This is a genomic window from Citrobacter sp. Cpo090, assembly GCF_030332665.1.
In the GTDB taxonomy this organism is placed as follows: Bacteria; Pseudomonadota; Gammaproteobacteria; order Enterobacterales; family Enterobacteriaceae; genus Citrobacter; species Citrobacter portucalensis.
Map to the genome: position 1 here is coordinate 263102 of NZ_JAOWHK010000025.1, position 13546 is coordinate 276647.

Here is a 13546-nt window from a genome sequence, read left to right on the forward strand (position 1 = left end):
CTTTTTGGTGAGGTATATGTGTCAGGTTTAGTCTCTTCTGTCCGCCGCGCGCTCTATCGTAAATTATTCGATTTAAACACCCGCTCAGGGCGTCGTTTTGAAGGTATGTGCGCGCTGTTCGCTTTGCTCAGCGTTATTGTTATCTTCATTGAATCCGGAGTAGGGACGCAATACCATTTAACCTTCGAGGAATGGCGCGTTTTTGTCTGGCTGGAGATCTTTATCACTCTGGTCTTTACCCTCGAATATCTTCTTCGCTTATGCTGCTGGGCTAATCCCGCTAAATATGTGTTTAGCTTTTGGGGGATTATTGATCTGGCCACTATCCTGCCGCTGTATGTGATGTGGCTTTGGCCTGAAATCAGTCTGAGCTATGTCTTCGCCTGGCGGGCGATGCGTGTCCTGCGCGTGCTGCGTATTCTCAAGCTATTGCGCTTTATGCCTTCTCTGCGCGTGTTCTGGAATGCGTTAAAAAGTGCCCGACATCAGCTGATGTTGTTCTATTCTTTTATTGCCATCCTGATGGTTGTTTTCGGCGCGATGATGTATCTGATTGAAGGGCCAAAATATGGCTTTACTACACTGAACGCGTCGGTGTATTGGGCAATTGTTACGGTAACCACCGTCGGTTATGGTGATATTACGCCGCACACACCGTTGGGACGGATGGTCGCGTCTGTGCTTATTCTGATTGGTTACTCGGTGATTGCGATACCAACGGGATTGATTACCACACACATGAGCAGTGCGTTTCAGCAGCGTGGACATCAACGAAAATGTCCTCAATGTCAGCAGGCACAGCATGAAAATAGCGCGCAGTTTTGTAACCGCTGCGGAAGTAAGCTACCGGGCTAAAAATGAAAAAAGCTGCGAGAGCAGCTTTTTTGTTTGATTATTCGCGCCAGAGAATATGGCAGAGCTTATGATCTTTTTCGCGACATAATAAAACGCGCGCAAAAATATCGTTAATCTCGCCGTCTTCTGTATCTGCCAGACCAATCACCACCTCGGCAAAGAAATCAGGGTTCAGGTCAAAATCAACATGCTCCTGCCAGTCTTCTGCCGGATCGAACAACTCGGCACCGCCACGCTCTTCAAACTGCAAATTGAACAGAATGATGTCGGCTGGATCCAGATTGTCCGCAGCCAGTTCGAGAAAAATGTCGTAAGCCTGCTCAAGCGTTTCGTCTTCGGTCAGGCGATTGTTCAAATCCATATCCATAATGACTACCTGTTTACTGTCTGATGGGCACGTTTTACAGCAACGGACTAAAGAAGTAAAACAGTCGCTCTGCTATCCGCTGCCAGAGTGGTCGTTTTACCCACAAACGGGCATCAAGCAGGCGGGAACGCGAAATATAATCATCCTGCACTGCCGCGAGATCGCCGCCGAATCCGGCATCATCAATGACCAGCGTGATTTCAAAATTGAGCCACAGGCTGCGCATATCCAGGTTAACCGTACCGACCAGGCTCAGCTCGCCATCGACCAGCACGCTCTTGGTGTGCAGCAAGCCACCTTCGAACTGATAAATTTTTACACCAGCCGCCAGCAACTCAGTGAAAAAAGCCCGGCTTGCCCAGCCAACCAGCAGGGAGTCATTTTTACGTGGAAGAATGATACTGACGTCAACCCCACGCTGCGCCGCCGTGCAGATGGCGTGCAACAGATCGTCGCTGGGGACGAAGTAGGGGGTGGTCATAATTAAATATTCACGCGCTGAATAAGCAGCGGTTAGCAGTGCCTGATGAATTAAATCTTCTGGGAAACCAGGACCCGAGGCGATAGTGTGAATGGTGTGGCCGCTGGCCTGCTCAAACGGCATGATATTGACGTCTGGTGGCGGAGGCAAAATGCGCTTGCCGGTCTCAATTTCCCAGTCGCAGGAATAGACAATGCCCATAGCAGTGGCGACAGGACCTTCCATTCTCGCCATTAAATCAACCCATTGCCCGACACCCGCATCCTGTTTGAAGAAACGCGGGTCGACCATGTTCATGCTGCCGGTATAAGCAATGTAGTTATCGATCATGATCATTTTGCGGTGCTGACGCAGGTCCATACGGCGTAAAAATACACGCATCAGGTTCACCTTCAGCGCTTCTACAACCTCGATACCTGCGTTACGCATCATCGCCGCCCAAGGGCTGCGAAAGAACGCCACGCTGCCAGCGGAGTCCAGCATCAGGCGACAGTGAATGCCACGTCTCGCGGCAGCCATTAACGACTCGGCTACCTGATCGGCCATACCGCCAGGCTGCCAGATGTAGAACACCATTTCGATGTTGTGGCGCGCCAGTTGAATATCACGGATCAGCGCCTGCATCACGTCATCTGAACTGGTGAGCAACTGCAGCTGGTTTCCCTTAACCCCAGCTATTCCCTGACGACGCTCGCACAGTTTAAATAACGAAGAGGCGACGCTGCTGTTTTCCTGGGCAAAAATATGCTTGCAGGCCTTGAGGTCGTTCAGCCATTTGGCGGTTGAAGGCCACATTGCCCGGGCGCGTTCGGCACGTCGCTTGCCCAGGTGGAGTTCACCAAAGGACAGATAAGCAATGATCCCTACCAATGGCAGAATATAGATGATCAACAGCCAGGCCATTGCGGAGGGCACTGCGCGTCGTTTCATTAGAATGCGTAATGTTACGCCAGCAATGAGTACCCAGTAACCCAGAATGACCAGCCAACTCACCACGGTGTAGAAGGTTGTCATAAATTTAAAAATCCTTTTGAAAGCGTATTGTTAAGAGTTTACGCATCAGGATTAATCTGGCAAATAAAAACACGGGAAAACCACTGGTCTGCATTCGGTCTGGCGTTATAATGGCCGCTCAGTGACTGAAAGAGTAGTAAACATGAAGCGTAGTAGAACGGAAGTGGGACGCTGGCGGATGCTGCGTCAGGCTAGCCGCCGTAAAGCACGTTGGCTTGAAGGACAATCGCGTCGTAATATGCGTATCCACACTATCAGAAAGTGCATTCTCAACCATCAACGCAACTCGTTGCTGTTTGCGATCCACAGTATCTGATCAAAAAGGGCACCGCTGGCGGTGCCCAATGTCTGCTTTGCGTTCTGTTTTTAAAATACTTTTTTGTACGGTTTTACTGAAACCTGCGCATAAACGCCCGCTGCAACATACGGATCGGCTTCCGCCCACGCCTGTGCCGCCTCCAAAGATTCAAATTCGGCAATCACCGTCGAGCCGGTAAAACCCGCCGCACCGGGATCGTTACTATCGACCGCTGGCATGGGGCCCGCCGTGAGCAAACGACCTTCGTCATGAAGGAGTTGCAGGCGAGCCAGATGAGCAGGGCGCACGGAGAGACGTTTTTCGAGAGAGTCTGCGATATCTTGAGCGTAAATAACATACAGCACGGGTAGAGCTCCTTGAACGGTAAAAGTCGTTAATAACGTTATTGGAAAGGCCTAACAACTGCAACGGAAAGATAACTGATATGTTAAGGCCATACTCTGAAAGCGGTTTTTTATCATAAAATCGCGTTTTAAATGTCAGTTACCGCCTCGGGCTTATTGAATATGATTGCTATTTGCATTTAAAATCAGGGCCTGGTTTTTTTACTGAAACGATTATGACTTCAATGACCCTTGATTTACCTCGTCGCTTTCCCTGGCCAACGTTACTGTCTGTCGGCATTCATGGTGCCGTAGTGGCTGGTTTGCTGTATACCTCGGTACATCAGGTTATTGAACTGCCTGCGCCAGCGCAGCCGATCTCTGTCACGATGGTCGCGCCTGCCGACCTTGAACCGCCTCAGGCCGTTCAGCCGCCGCCGGAACCCGTTGTCGAGCCTGAACCGGAACCAGAACCGATTCCAGAGCCACCAAAAGAGGCGCCGGTGGTGATTGAAAAACCGAAGCCCAAGCCTAAACCGAAGCCAAAACCGGTGAAAAAGGTGGAAGAGCAGCCGAAACGCGATGTTAAACCGGCAGAAACTCGCCCAACCTCCTCGCTGGAAAATACGGCACCTACGCGCACAATGACCAATACCGCGCCGGCAACTACCAGCAAACCGGTGGTCAGTGCGCCATCAGGTCCACGCGCTTTAAGCCGTAATCAGCCTCAGTATCCGGCGCGAGCTCAGGCGCTGCGCATTGAAGGGCGGGTAAAGGTCAAATTTAACGTAACGCCGGATGGTCGGGTTGAAAATGTGGAGATCCTGTCTGCACAGCCTGCCAATATGTTTGAACGTGAAGTGAAAAACGCGATGCGTAGGTGGCGTTATGAGGCAGGTAAACCCGGTTCCGGACTCGTGGTGAATATTGTTTTCAAATTAAACGGCACAACGCAGATCGAGTAAGCATCAGGCCGTCCGGCAATGATCAAGAGTGATGATTGCCGGATAGCATTACTGGCGTGTGCTATCAGGCCAAAGTGGGAATTGGACGCGGTTTCCCGTCTTTATCAACGGCAACGTAGATAAACAGAGCTTCGGTGGCCTTATAGCGCTGCCCAATTGGTTCAGAAGCGACTTTCTTCACCCAAACTTCAATATTGATGCTGATTGAGGTTGTCCCGCGTTTTACACAGCGCGCATAGCAACACACTACATCACCAACGGCGACCGGTCGCAAAAAGCTCATTCCTTCAACCCGCACCGTTACCACACGACCATGTGCGATCTCTTTGGCCTGAATCGCGCCACCTATATCCATTTGTGACATCAGCCAACCGCCAAAAATATCACCGTTCGCGTTGGTATCTGCAGGCATGGCCAGAGTACGTAAAACCAGTTCACCCTGGGGAGTGTTATTCGTTGTTGTCATTGTAGAACCGACTATAGAGAAAGATTACAGGCGCGATGCTACTAGAATTTGTGCGTTGAGAACAGAGGGGATGCGGCGTGCAGAGCAGATGTAAGTCAGGTTGTCAGCACAATGGAACGCGAGGGGATAAAAATTCGCCAGATCCGCAGATCTGGCGAGCATGTATTACGATTTATCTTCTTGCGGCAGATGACGGTAAATATAGACTCCACTCAGCAGCGTAAAGAATAAAGTCAGGGCGGTCAGGCCGAACACTTTGAAGTTGACCCAAATGTTCTGCGGTAGCCAAAATGCAATGTAGATATTCGCCAGACCACACAGGATGAAAAAGACGGCCCAGGCTAAATTAAGTTTCGACCACACCGGCTGCGGCAGGGTCAGCTCTTTACCTAACATGCGTTGAATCAGCGGCTTTTTCATCACCCACTGGCTAACCAGCAGAGCACCAGCAAACAGCCCGTAAATCACCGTTACTTTCCACTTAATGAATTCATCGTTGTGGAAAAAAATAGTAAGGCCACCAAATACGGCCACCAGGACAAAGGTGATTAGCGCCATTTTCTCAACCTTGCGATAGCGAACCCAGCTGTAAATCAACACTACAGCCGTCGCGACAATCAGCGCCGAGGTCGCCGCATAGATGTCATAAAGCTTATAAAAAGCAAAAAAGACAACCAGCGGTAAAAAATCAAGAAACTGCTTCATTCTTCGATTCCGTCATCAAAAGCACCGGGTACAAGCCCGGAATGCGTTCAGGGTTTATTGGCGAATCAGCATGTACAGGCGGAACAAATAGATCAGCAACACGGCGGAGATCATATTGCTCAGCGTATTCGCCAATACCGCGCCTACATTCGGCGTAAGTACTGCAAAACTTGGCGCAAAAAGCAACAGCAGCGTTTTTGCCAGCAACCAACCGATCACTGCTGGCGCAACCAGTCGCATATTCGACCACGCCAGACGCATACTGTTGCGCATCGCGGCAAAGACACCCATTTTGTCCTGTACCAACATCACCGGTGCGAGTGCCAGCAGGATAGCCAGCAGAATACCGGGAACAACAACCAGCATAATACCGATTTGCACCAGCAGAGTAGTCAGAAAAATCAGAATAAACAGCTTCGGCAACACAGGCGCACTGGCACCGATGGCGCGTAATGCGCTAACCCGATGACCTGCTGAAATCAGCTGAATCATCAGGATGACCCCCCCGGCGAGGATGGCGTTACCAATCAGACCGGAAAACGTCGACGCCGCGGAAGCGCGTAGCAAAATTTGCTGCTGCTCCGGGGTCATGTTTTGCACCAGATCGAACAACCCCACGCTGCTGGTTAACTGATCGCCTTCACTGAGTTGCGCAATTTGTGCGTCAGTGGGGGAAAAGGCATGCCCTAACACCACTGTGATAAACGCGCACAACAACGATACCAGCAAGATGGTAATGAATTGATTACGGAAAAAGTTTCCCGTGTCACGGTAAACGGACTTCGCCGTGATAGACATGCACTCTCCTTGAGTTCTGCAGGTGTTCATTTGCGGGCAATTGTACCCTGGATAACTCTACAGTGGCAGCATCGCGCGACGTATGGAAAAGCATATCTTTGTAAAGCTGCGGTAATTTTTGACTATGACTTCAGCGTTATGCATGAACGCTGTTTGTTATCTGCGCATCATGCGCAGACATCCATCGCCCATCAGCAATGAGTCGGAGGTACTTGCACATTGAAAATATATCAAAATTGATCTGAATTAATTTAACCAGGATTTTGAATGCAAGTTCTAACTTAATCTGGATCAATAAATGTTAAATTATCAAAGTCAATGTGATCCATGTTAGATCACTTATTACTCCAATGTGGGTATATTCGTTCCGCTTTTATAACCATAACGATGGAGCGGACATGAAAAAATTAACAGTTGCAGCATTGGCTTTAACAACTCTTCTCTCTGGTAACGCATTTGCGCATGAAGCTGGAGAGTTCTTTATTCGTGCAGGTTCAGCCACCGTCAGGCCGACGGAGGGTGCAGGTGGTACGCTGGGCAGCTTAGGTGGCTTTGATGTCAGCAATAACACACAGTTGGGTCTGACATTTACCTACATGGCAACCGACAATATCGGTGTTGAATTACTGGCAGCTACGCCGTTCCGCCATAAAATTGGCACTGCTGCAACCGGTGATATTGCCACCGTACATCATTTGCCGCCGACGTTAATGGCGCAGTGGTACTTCGGTGACTCCAGCAGTAAACTGCGTCCGTACGTAGGTGTTGGTGTGAACTACACGACCTTCTTCGATGAAGGCTTTAACGACAACGGTAAAGAAACGGGATTATCGGACCTGAGTCTGAAAGATTCCTGGGGCGCAGCAGGGCAAGTTGGTATGGACTATCTGATTAACCGTGACTGGCTGATTAACATGTCGGTGTGGTACATGGATATCGATACCACCGCAAGCTATAAAATGGGTGGCGTCCAGCAGCGAGACAGCGTACGCCTCGATCCGTGGGTGTTTATGTTCTCTGCGGGTTATCGTTTTTAAGTTCTTCTGCAAAATCCCTGTAAAACTGGTCATCAAATGGCCAGTTTTTCCATTCTTTTCCACACGTGTCATTGTCTTGATCGGCAATTATTTTGCGCCTCTGGCCTGACAAAATTTGTGTGTCGATACCTCGCTATAAGCAGTACTGCGCTAACTTTAATAGCCAGTGTGTTTATCTGGAATATCACTTTTGTTTCTCTTCTCTTATGCATTATTGTTGCGGTTCATTTATTACGCACAAAAAAATCTGAAGATAGTCAGGGGATAATTTATCCAAAATGTTAACTATTGATAAAATTAAAGTAACATATCGTAAAATTTGGATATTTTATTTTTCATGGACGAGGATTTATACATCATGATATAATGTAATGCTAGGTTATTTACCTGTCGACTATGTAAATGAATTTTCGAGGAGATCATTCCAGTGGGACGTAAGTGGGCAAATATTGTTGCTAAAAAAACAGCTAAAGACGGTGCAACGTCTAATGTATATGCAAAATTCGGTGTGGAAATTTATGCAGCTGCTAAACAAGGCGAACCAGACCCAGAATTAAATACATCTTTAAAATTCGTTATTGAACGTGCGAAACAAGCGCAGGTTCCAAAACACGTTATTGATAAAGCCATTGATAAAGCCAAAGGCGGCAGCGATGAAACGTTCGTGCAAGGGCGTTATGAAGGCTTTGGTCCCAGTGGCTCACTGATTATCGCTGAAACATTGACTTCAAATGTTAACCGTACGATTGCTAATGTCCGCTCAATTTTTAATAAAAAAGGTGGGAATATCGGGGCGGCTGGTTCTGTCAGCTATATGTTTGACAATACCGGAGTGATTGTATTTGAAGGAACAGATCCTGATCATATTTTTGAAATTTTGCTTAATGCTGAAGTAGATGTTCGTGATGTAACCGAAGAAGAAGGAAACATCGTTATTTATACAGAATCTACAGATCTTCACAAAGGCATTGCAGCTCTAAAAGCAGCAGGGATTACTGAATTCTCTACCACAGAATTAGAGATGATTGCTCAATCAGAAATTGAACTTTCACCAGAAGATTTAGAAGTCTTTGCAGGGCTTGTTGATGCCCTTGAAGATGACGATGATGTTCAAAAAGTATATCATAACGTTGCAAATCTCTAATGATAGATTAAAGGAATCTGTCATTATGGCAGATTTTTTTAACTCATAGAGTTGTTATGAAGAAGAATGTCTGGCCAGATATGTCTTTTCTAAAAAAAAGATAAAAACCACTATCTTAAAAAAGAAAATGTAATAATTAAAATCTCTGGCCTTAACTTTATAAGTACGCGAAATCCTGCATCCACTCAGCGCAGCTATGAACAATTGAGATGTTAACTTCATCCTTCCAGATCATTCTGATGCAAGCACAACGTGAGTTCCTCACTCATCGTTGTCCCGACATTATCAGTGATGCTTTTCATCAGACTTTTTATCAGATTATGTTGTCCGCTTCATGCTCAGGGTAGTCCACCAATTGACAGTCTCAGGCAGTATGGAAACAATGAGTACAAGTACACTGTTATTACAAACTCGGATATTTTCCATCGTCATCAACTAAAAAAATCTGAGATAGATACCAGGTATCATTTTCTTTGGACAATTGATATTCATAAATAGGTGAATAATACTGCCTTGATAATTTGGTCGTTACGACCGCTATTTTTTCAGTAATCTGAACCGATATGATCTTCTCTTGCTCAGGGTCATGACTAGACTCAGAACCAAAAGCTATAGGCTCGCCCTGAAAACCAGGTTTTGTATATTTTTTCAAAAGCTCATTCCAACCCTTCTGGGCCTGGAGCATAACTTCTTGCTTTCCATCGTTCTGATTTCTCTGGAATGACTGGTCATTCCAATATTTATAATCCCTCTGGAAAGCGGTGACTACCTGTTCCGGAGTATTTGCCAGTATGTCCCCAGCGCTTAAAAATCCAACGCTTAACACAAGTAATTTAATCAACAGATGTCTCAACAAGTTCACCCATATTTGGTATGCTTTAAAGCAGTGTCTCGCAAGGGACTTTTTGAAGTCAACTTAATTAATAGCTGCACAACCAGGATGATTGAACTGTATAGATTCCGAGCATGCCTGACAGTGGTTAGCAACCAAGAGACATTCCCCTCGTTCTTCATTTAAACATTCTGGGGAAAACATCGAGCCTTTCTCCCCTTTGATGTAGTGCTACTCTTTAAGCAAACCAACTTTGAGGGTATTGCTGATGATGTTGACCCGCCATCTGCTACAGCAAAAAATTACACTTCTGGAACCGTTCTCCGAAGATCAGACGGCAGCGTTTGCCGTGAGTGCTGCACGTGAGTTATTGCTTTACATGGATAAAATTGAGGCGCTGGAGAAAATTATTGCGACTCCGGTTACACTACCTTATTGCAGCGCAAGTCCGGTTTGTGAGATTGAGGCGGGCTATGCCGCAGGCGTAAACGACTGCCGCGAGGCCATCCGGCGGGCAGGATATCCTATCGAAGGTGATGATTAGTTTGCGTTTATGTTAACAAATATGTGCTTTTAATGTATAAATCTGTAACCTAAGCGCGCGACTGCGGGCTACATCAACTTACCTGCTTCGGAGTAGCAAACATTCTCTATCAACGTACAACACTGTTATGCAACAACATAAACGGGTAACCGATTTGGCAATACTGTTAACTATCAGGGTGGACTCGTGAAGATTGTGCAGGATAAGCTCAGAAACAGGCAGGCACTGCTGGTATCAGGGCTCATTACGTTGATATTTACTTCGTTGTTTCTGTTTATTATTTATGAACAGCGAATGGCTGCTGCCAGCGAAGGTGTCAACCGCCTGCAAGCGCGCATGATGGACATTTTTAACGATAACGAGCTGATCGCCGATGCGATTGGTGAGCGTTATCACCATATCAAAACGGGGGAACAATGCGGCGATATTTCAAAATTTGTTCTCCGGGATGAGGATGAATGGGGAATTAACGCCGATCCAAAGCGACTGCATTCGGCGACGGGGACAATGGTTGCCCAGCAAACCAGCCACAACGCGCTGTGTATGTATACGGCGGCTGAATTTATTCGCGGTATGGTCAATGAGCTAAACCCGGGCAGCTTCGATGCACATCGTTATATCATCGCCAAAAATTCAGATTATTTTTACTGGTTTATGGCTTCCGATTCACGCAATTTCAGTTTCTCAAATTCTGAAATGGCGCGGGATATCACTCAATTTTTCTACCCGCCCGTCGATTTCTATACCCGATTACTGCAAAAAAACGTCAAAAACAAAGCCCTTAGTTCGACGAATTTTTATACCGATAAAATTACCGGTGAAAAAGCTTACAGCGTGGTGAGTTATATCTACGATCTGTCTGGCAAAGAGATATCAGACCAAATCGTAGCCTATCTGGTCTATGACCATTCAAAGCCCGAATTGCAGGAGGCGTTAGCCCAGGCATTTGACAACCAAATTCCACCGGAGCTGAATGTGGAGTTGGTGAATTTAACAAACCATGAGAGTCTGTGTTTATCCGGCAAATGTACAAGTCAATCCCGCTTTATGGTGCGCAATTTTTCGGAGAAATATGCGCTGCACTATTCGCTATCATTAGGTCGTTTTATGGTACGCGATACTCATGCTGGGATCGTGATTCTGCTGGCGCCGTTCTTTTTCATCATGATCAGTTTCTCACTCAAATCATGGCTGAATGAAAGCGACCTCAAGGTTTATATCGATACTCTGACCGGCTGTTTTAACCGCCGAATACTCGACATTATCAAGCGTCGGGATTTATCACACTGTTCGGTGGTGCTACTGGATTGCAATAAATTCAAGGCCGTCAATGATACTTGGGGCCACGCGGCAGGAGATCGCGCGCTGCAAATTATCGCCAACAGGATGCTGTCAAACACCCGTACCAGCCACGATATTGTGATTCGTACCGGCGGGGATGAATTTATGATCCTGCTGTTTCGATCGCAGGCAACTGACGCCATAGCAATCGCGCAACGTATTAGCGGTCAGGTGACCAGTCATGTGTTTGTGGTGGATGGCCATACAGTGCCATTGTCAGTATCGTGGGGAATTGCAGAGGTGAACGATGAACTGGATGTGGCCATTCAGAATGCGGATAGCGCTATGTATAGAATGAAGCACACGAAAGAAGGGTGAAACCGCCAGCTGTCTCTGGCGGTTGATTTAACTTACTGCTGGGTGGCGGCTTTCATCGCGCTGACAAACGCTTTCAGCTCAGCCAGCATCTGTTCCGGTGCCGCAACATTTTTCTCAATGATTTTCACAATTGCCGAGCCGGAAATTGCACCGGCAGCACCGGCTTCAATAGCACCAGCGACCTGTTCAGGCGCAGAAATACCAAAGCCCTGTAAAGAAGGCGGAGCATCATATTGTTTCAACTTTTCAACCAGATGATGCAGCGGTAATGCCGCACGATTTTCTGCACCGGTCACACCTGCACGTGAAAGCAGATAAGTGTAGCCACGGCCATAAGAGGCAATCTGGCGTAGCAGTTCTTCATCAGCGTTCGGCGGGCAAATGAAAATCGGCGCGATGTTGTGGCGGAGCGCTGCGGTTCTGAACGGGGCTGACTCCTCAACAGGCACATCGGCTACCAACACAGAATCCACACCCACTTTTTCGCACTGGGCGTAAAACTCGTCGATGCCCTTGCTGAAGACCAGGTTGGCATACATCAGCAACCCAATGGGAATCGTCGGATGCTTCTGGCGAATCAGCGCCAACATTTCAAAGCATTGCGATGGTGTGACGCCAGCGGCAAACGCACGCAAGGTGGCTTCCTGAATGGTTGGGCCATCGGCCAGCGGATCGGAGAACGGAATGCCGAGCTCAAGCGCGTCGGCACCGGCCTCAATCAGCGTATCAATGATTTTCAGTGACTGCTCAACAGACGGATCGCCCAGGGTTACGAAGGGGACAAAAGCACCTTCTTTGCGGTCCTTCAGCTGTGCAAACAGATTTTCGTAACGTTCCATCAGATTTCCCCTCGCGCTTTCAGAATATCGTGTACGGTGAAAATGTCTTTGTCGCCGCGACCGGAGAGATTAACCACCAGTAACTGCTCTTTTTCCGGATTTTCACGCATCATTTTCAACGCGTGCGCCAGGGCATGGGAGGATTCCAGTGCCGGAATAATTCCTTCGTGCAGACACAGCGTTTTGAAGGCTTCCAGTGCTTCATCATCGGTGATTGAAACATAATCGGCGCGGCCAATGCTGTTCAGGTACGCGTGCTGTGGCCCAACCGATGGGAAGTCCAGCCCTGCAGAAATAGAGTAAGACTCTTCGATCTGTCCTTCTTCGGTCTGCATCATCGGAGACTTCATGCCGAAGTAAATTCCGACGCGACCATGTTTCAACGGCGCGCCGTGTTCTCCAGACTCAATCCCGTGACCGCCTGGCTCTACGCCAATCAGGCCGACGCTGGTTTCATTGATAAAGTCGGCGAACATACCGATGGCATTAGAACCGCCACCCACGCAAGCGATAACGGCGTCCGGCAGACGACCTTCTTTTTCCAGAATCTGCGCCTTGGTTTCTTCACCGATCATGCGCTGGAACTCACGCACAATGGTCGGGAAGGGGTGCGGGCCAGCCGCCGTACCGAGCATGTAGTGCGCGGTATCGTAGCTGCCAGACCAGTCGCGCAGCGCTTCGTTACAGGCATCTTTCAGGGTGGCGGAACCGCTGTGAACCGGGATGACTTCAGCACCCATCAGACGCATACGGAAAACGTTAGGCGACTGGCGTTCAACGTCTTTCGCACCCATATAAATACGGCATTTCAGACCCAGCAATGCGCTGGCGAGAGCAGATGCAACACCATGCTGGCCCGCGCCGGTTTCGGCGATAATTTCCGTTTTACCCATACGCTTCGCCAGCAACGCCTGACCCAGTACCTGGTTGGTTTTGTGCGCGCCGCCGTGCAGTAAATCTTCACGCTTGAGATACAGCGTTGTGTTGGTGCCTTGAGTAATGTTCTGGCACTTGGTCAGTGCGGTTGGGCGACCCGCATAGTTTTTCAGCAGGTCTGTAAACTGCGCCTGAAATTCAGGATCTTTTTGCGCGCTGACAAAAGCTTCTTCCAGCTGGCGCAGGGCAGGCATCAGAATCTGCGGCACATACATACCGCCAAATTCGCCAAAGTACGGATTGAGTAATGTTGTCATGTCCT

16 protein-coding genes and 1 pseudogene are annotated in these 13546 nt (G+C 48.1%); 7 read left to right on the plus strand and 10 right to left on the minus strand.

The annotated features are described in order from the left end of the window. The first annotated feature begins 18 nt into the window (after window positions 1–18). Entirely contained in the window at window positions 19–855 is an 837-nt protein-coding gene (locus tag OGY83_RS03800) for an ion transporter (RefSeq protein ID WP_079937393.1), read from the plus strand. Window positions 856–892: 37 nt separating this feature from the next. Here the strand turns inward: OGY83_RS03800 and OGY83_RS03805 are convergent, their stop codons facing one another. Both OGY83_RS03805 and cls read right to left on the minus strand, forming a co-directional pair. Beyond that, on the minus strand, window positions 893–1222 hold the full coding sequence (locus tag OGY83_RS03805) for an HI1450 family dsDNA-mimic protein (protein WP_003020691.1): 330 nt from the start codon (window positions 1220–1222) through the stop codon (window positions 893–895). 34 nt (window positions 1223–1256) lie between these two features. Further along, entirely contained in the window at window positions 1257–2717 is a 1461-nt protein-coding gene (gene cls / locus OGY83_RS03810; protein ID WP_003020687.1) for a cardiolipin synthase, read from the minus strand. A gap of 142 nt (window positions 2718–2859) precedes the next feature. Between cls and OGY83_RS03815 the strand changes: the two genes are divergently transcribed. Next, the gene (locus OGY83_RS03815; RefSeq protein WP_003020684.1) at window positions 2860–3033 is read left to right on the plus strand and encodes a YciY family protein; all 174 of its coding nucleotides are present in this window, start codon (window positions 2860–2862) and stop codon (window positions 3031–3033) included. Window positions 3034–3083: 50 nt separating this feature from the next. Here OGY83_RS03815 and OGY83_RS03820 read toward each other — a convergent pair whose 3' ends face one another. Beyond that, window positions 3084–3380: a YciI family protein gene (locus OGY83_RS03820; protein ID WP_003020675.1), complete on the minus strand. Its 297-nt coding sequence runs from the start codon at window positions 3378–3380 to the stop codon at window positions 3084–3086. Between the two features lie 215 nt (window positions 3381–3595). Between OGY83_RS03820 and tonB the strand changes: the two genes are divergently transcribed. Next, entirely contained in the window at window positions 3596–4324 is a 729-nt protein-coding gene (gene tonB / locus OGY83_RS03825; protein ID WP_191214474.1) for a TonB system transport protein TonB, read from the plus strand. Between the two features lie 64 nt (window positions 4325–4388). Here tonB and yciA read toward each other — a convergent pair whose 3' ends face one another. The 4 genes and pseudogenes from yciA to OGY83_RS03845 form a co-directional block, all read right to left on the minus strand. Next, window positions 4389–4790 carry an acyl-CoA thioester hydrolase YciA gene (gene yciA, locus OGY83_RS03830; protein ID WP_003020670.1) on the minus strand — a complete coding sequence of 134 codons (402 nt, stop codon included), beginning with the start codon at window positions 4788–4790 and terminating at the stop codon, window positions 4389–4391. A 165-nt stretch (window positions 4791–4955) separates the two neighbouring features. Next, window positions 4956–5495 (minus strand): septation protein A, encoded by a 540-nt coding sequence (locus OGY83_RS03835; RefSeq protein WP_003020667.1) that lies wholly within the window; start codon window positions 5493–5495, stop codon window positions 4956–4958. A 54-nt stretch (window positions 5496–5549) separates the two neighbouring features. After that, on the minus strand, window positions 5550–6293 hold the full coding sequence (locus OGY83_RS03840) for a YciC family protein (protein WP_003020663.1): 744 nt from the start codon (window positions 6291–6293) through the stop codon (window positions 5550–5552). Between the two features lie 28 nt (window positions 6294–6321). Then, window positions 6322–6408: pseudogene (locus OGY83_RS03845) on the minus strand (YkgJ family cysteine cluster protein); the annotation flags it as partial. 283 nt (window positions 6409–6691) lie between these two features. Between OGY83_RS03845 and ompW the strand changes: the two are divergent. Together ompW and OGY83_RS03855 are read left to right on the plus strand one after the other, a co-directional pair. Next, window positions 6692–7330: an outer membrane protein OmpW gene (gene ompW, locus OGY83_RS03850; protein ID WP_003833354.1), complete on the plus strand. Its 639-nt coding sequence runs from the start codon at window positions 6692–6694 to the stop codon at window positions 7328–7330. Window positions 7331–7757: 427 nt separating this feature from the next. After that, on the plus strand, window positions 7758–8474 hold the full coding sequence (locus OGY83_RS03855; protein ID WP_003020658.1) for a YebC/PmpR family DNA-binding transcriptional regulator: 717 nt from the start codon (window positions 7758–7760) through the stop codon (window positions 8472–8474). 403 nt (window positions 8475–8877) lie between these two features. Here the strand turns inward: OGY83_RS03855 and OGY83_RS03860 are convergent, their stop codons facing one another. Continuing rightward, on the minus strand, window positions 8878–9315 hold the full coding sequence (locus OGY83_RS03860) for a hypothetical protein (protein WP_286635314.1): 438 nt from the start codon (window positions 9313–9315) through the stop codon (window positions 8878–8880). A 259-nt stretch (window positions 9316–9574) separates the two neighbouring features. Here OGY83_RS03860 and OGY83_RS03865 point away from each other — a divergent pair, with 259 nt between their 5' ends. Further along, the gene (locus OGY83_RS03865) at window positions 9575–9850 is read left to right on the plus strand and encodes a hypothetical protein (protein WP_003833349.1); all 276 of its coding nucleotides are present in this window, start codon (window positions 9575–9577) and stop codon (window positions 9848–9850) included. A 186-nt stretch (window positions 9851–10036) separates the two neighbouring features. After that, window positions 10037–11509 (plus strand): GGDEF domain-containing protein, encoded by a 1473-nt coding sequence (locus OGY83_RS03870; protein ID WP_003833346.1) that lies wholly within the window; start codon window positions 10037–10039, stop codon window positions 11507–11509. A gap of 32 nt (window positions 11510–11541) precedes the next feature. Here OGY83_RS03870 and trpA read toward each other — a convergent pair whose 3' ends face one another. Together trpA and trpB are read right to left on the minus strand one after the other, a co-directional pair. Beyond that, window positions 11542–12348 carry a tryptophan synthase subunit alpha gene (gene trpA / locus OGY83_RS03875; RefSeq protein ID WP_079937387.1) on the minus strand — a complete coding sequence of 269 codons (807 nt, stop codon included), beginning with the start codon at window positions 12346–12348 and terminating at the stop codon, window positions 11542–11544. Then, the gene (gene trpB / locus OGY83_RS03880) at window positions 12348–13541 is read right to left on the minus strand and encodes a tryptophan synthase subunit beta (protein WP_003020645.1); all 1194 of its coding nucleotides are present in this window, start codon (window positions 13539–13541) and stop codon (window positions 12348–12350) included. The genes trpA and trpB overlap by 1 nt, the downstream gene beginning before the upstream one ends. Window positions 13542–13546: the final 5 nt, after the last annotated feature.